2 protein-coding genes are annotated in these 3,461 nt (G+C 42.7%); one reads left to right on the top strand and one right to left on the bottom strand.

The window, feature by feature from the left end; translation table 11 throughout:
* Positions 1-229: 229 nt before the first annotated feature.
* Positions 230-1,114 (top strand): LysR family transcriptional regulator, encoded by an 885-nt coding sequence (locus CXF78_RS17445; protein WP_102037472.1) that lies wholly within the window; start codon positions 230-232, stop codon positions 1,112-1,114.
* Between the two features lie 106 nt (positions 1,115-1,220).
* On the opposite strand, the gene fusA is transcribed toward CXF78_RS17445, so the two are convergent.
* The gene (gene fusA / locus CXF78_RS17440; RefSeq protein ID WP_011636038.1) at positions 1,221-3,314 is read right to left on the bottom strand and encodes an elongation factor G; all 2,094 of its coding nucleotides are present in this window, start codon (positions 3,312-3,314) and stop codon (positions 1,221-1,223) included.
* Positions 3,315-3,461 lie beyond the last annotated feature (147 nt).

Here is a 3,461-nt window from a genome sequence, read left to right as displayed (position 1 = left end):
TTGAGATGTCTGCGGTGTAACCGGCGAACTCGGTTCTGCAGCTGTTTGTGATGTATTAGATGATTGTATCTCATGCTGAACAGGCATCGCTGCTTGCCATAACGCACCGACCCATAAACTTGATGTTGATTTCATAACCATTACTCCGTTTTTGTTAACAGGTTCAAAGTAATCGTTTAGGGTTCATAGGTAAAATGAATAATTACCATAGAGTGGATTCCATTTAAGCATGAACATCCCAATCAAGACCTTACAGATCTTTCTCACCATAGTGGAAACCAAAAACTTTACCCGTGCGGCACAAAAATGTTTTATGACCCAACCGACATTGACAAAAACCATTCAACGTTTAGAAGACAATATGGGTGAGCAATTGTTAATAAGGAATAATCAAACAGTAGAATTAACCCAAGCAGGACAATTGTTTGAGCACAGCGCACGGGAGATTTTAGGTCATTGGCACCGACTACAAGAAGGTATTAACAATCTCAGTGGCTTAAAATCAGGACGATTACGACTTGGAGTTTGCCCTATGATGAGTAGTTTAATCACTCCTTTGCTGACCGATTATCGACAAAAATATCCCGGAATCGAATTACAGATGTACGAGTATGGCGGATTTGGTTGTGAGCAAGCACTATTGAGCAACAGTCTAGATATTGCCTTTACTGCACTTCCGACAACGCATAAAACAGAGTTAGCAAGCCAACCTCTGACTAAATACCCTTTACTGGCTTGCTTACCAGAAGGCCATCCACTTGCTGACAATGCTGACATACGCTGGCAAGACTTTGAATCTTATCCTTTCATTCTTTACAACGAAGACTTTTCATTAGCAAAGTTAATTAATTATTTAAGTCGTAAAGTTGGCGTACATCTCAACATCGCCTTTCGAACAGGTCAGTGGGACTTTTTAGCCGCAATGGTTGAAGCTAACTTGGGTGTCGCGATTTTGCCCGAACCCATTTGCCAACGGTTAACCAATAGCAAACTGGTATTTAAACCGATGCAACCGGCAATGACCTGGGATCTGGCATTAATATGGCGAGAGAATCTACCGTTAACCCCACCAGCCCAAGCACTATTAACGCTCAGCAGAAACAGTCATGAGTAATATCAATACGGTGTCATAATCATTTGATATCGTATAAATCACATAAAACAGGCATAAAAAAACCGCTGCCTAGGCAACGGTTTTTATGGGCAGGTCGAAACTAGAATTACTTCTTAGCTTCAGCAGCCTTACGTTCTTTAACTTGAGCAACAACTTTCTCAGAAACGCTGTTTGGACAAGGGCTGTAATGAGCAAATTCCATAGAGAATTGACCACGGCCTGAAGTCATTGTACGTAGTGAACCGATATAACCGAACATTTCTGATAACGGTACGTCAGCTTTAATACGAACACCTGTAACACCAGCGTTTTGATCTTTGATCATACCGCGACGACGGTTAAGGTCACCAATTACGTCACCAACGTTGTCATCTGGGCTGAATACGTCAACGTTCATGATAGGCTCAAGAAGTTGTGCACCGGCTTTAGGCATAGATTGACGGAAAGCACCTTTAGCAGCAATTTCGAACGCGATAGCTGACGAGTCAACTGCGTGGAAAGCACCGTCTTGAAGCACAAGTTCAACGTCTAACACAGGGAAACCTGCGATAGTACCTGTGTTCATCATGCTCTTGAAACCTTTCTCAACAGCAGGCCAGAATTCTTTAGGTACGTTACCACCAACCACTTTCGAAGTGAAAGTGAAGCCAGTGTTTTGCTCGCCAGGGCGAATAGTGTAGTCAATTTTACCAAACTGACCAGAACCACCAGACTGTTTCTTGTGCGTGTAGCTATCTTCAATTTCTTTAGTGATAGTTTCACGGTAAGCAACTTGAGGCTCGCCTACAATTAGGTCAACGCCGTAAGTACGCTTAAGAATATCTACCTTAATGTCTAAGTGAAGTTCACCCATACCTTTAAGGATGGTTTCACCAGAATCAATGTCAGTCTCTACACGGAAAGATGGATCTTCTGCAATCATTTTACCGATAGCGATACCCATTTTCTCAGAACCGCCTTTATCTTTTGGCGTTACAGAGATAGAGATAACTGGCTCAGGGAATACCATGGCTTCTAGTGTACAAGGGTGCTTAGGATCACATAAAGTGTGACCAGTTTGCACGTTCTTCATACCAACGATAGCGATAATGTCACCAGCTTGTGCTGATTCAAGTTCGTTACGTTCGTTAGCTTGCATCTCAACCATACGGCCAATACGTTCTGTTTTGCCAGTGAATGAGTTAAGGATGGTGTCACCCTTCTTCAAACGGCCAGAATAGATACGTACGAAAGTTAACGCACCAAAACGGTCATCCATAATCTTGAACGCTAATGCTTTAAAAGGTGCATCAACATCAACGATTGCGAATTCGCCATTTTCGTTACCTTCTTCGTCAGTTAGAGGTTGTGGATCAACTTCAACTGGATCTGGTAAATAATCAACAACGGCATCTAGCAATAACTGCATACCTTTGTTTTTGAATGCTGAACCACAGTATGTTGGGAACACAGCCATTGTACGAGTACCCGCACGGATACAACGCTTAACGTCTTCGATAGATGGCTGAACACCTTCCATGTATGCTTCTAATAAGGCATCGTCTTGCTCAAGAGCAGTTTCGATTAGCATTTCACGGTATTCTTCAACGATGTCAACCATGTCAGCTGGCACAGGCTTAATTTCGAAGTTTTCTGGTAAACCAGAATCATCCCAAATGTGAGCTTCACGAGTTAGTAGGTCAACAACACCACAGAATTCGTCTTCGATACCGATTGGTAAAACCATAACCAATGGGTTAGCCGCTAATACGTCTTTAGTTTGCTTAACAACACGTAAGAAGTCAGCACCCATACGGTCTAACTTGTTTACGAAGATGATACGCGCAACTTCAGAATCGTTAGCATAACGCCAGTTTGTTTCTGACTGAGGCTCTACGCCGCCAGAACCACAGAATACACCGATACCACCGTCAAGCACTTTTAGCGAACGATAAACTTCAACTGTAAAGTCAACGTGGCCTGGAGTGTCAATAACGTTAAAACGGTGATCTTTCCAGAAACAGCTTACAGCTGCAGACTGAATGGTAATACCGCGCTCAGCTTCCTGTTCCATGAAGTCTGTGGTTGATTCACCATCATGTACTTCACCGATCTTATGGATCTTACCGGTTAGCTTAAGGATACGCTCGGTGGTCGTGGTTTTACCCGCGTCAACGTGAGCGAAGATACCAATGTTTCTGTATTTGGATAATTCGGTCATGATTCAACTTTAATGATTAGTTTAAGAAGTAGACGGAGCATGCGAAAAAGAACCGACACACCGCACATCAGGTTATTAAGGCGCATATTGTAAATTGGAACCTTGCTGGGCGCAAATAGCTGTTGCAATATTTATTTGTTTTTAGCA

It is taken from the genome of Shewanella sp. 11B5 (genome assembly GCF_002836795.1).
Classification (GTDB): Bacteria; Pseudomonadota; Gammaproteobacteria; order Enterobacterales; family Shewanellaceae; genus Shewanella; species Shewanella frigidimarina.
The sequence above is the reverse complement of the archived record's forward strand: the minus strand, read 5'-3'. Positions and strand labels throughout refer to the sequence as shown.

Excerpts from the sequence above, each read along its gene's own strand:
- fusA (WP_011636038.1), bottom strand. The coding sequence starts at position 3,314 with ATGACCGAATTATCCAAATACAGAAACATTGGTATCTTCGCTCACGTT.
- CXF78_RS17445 (WP_102037472.1), top strand. The coding sequence starts at position 230 with ATGAACATCCCAATCAAGACCTTACAGATCTTTCTCACCATAGTGGAA.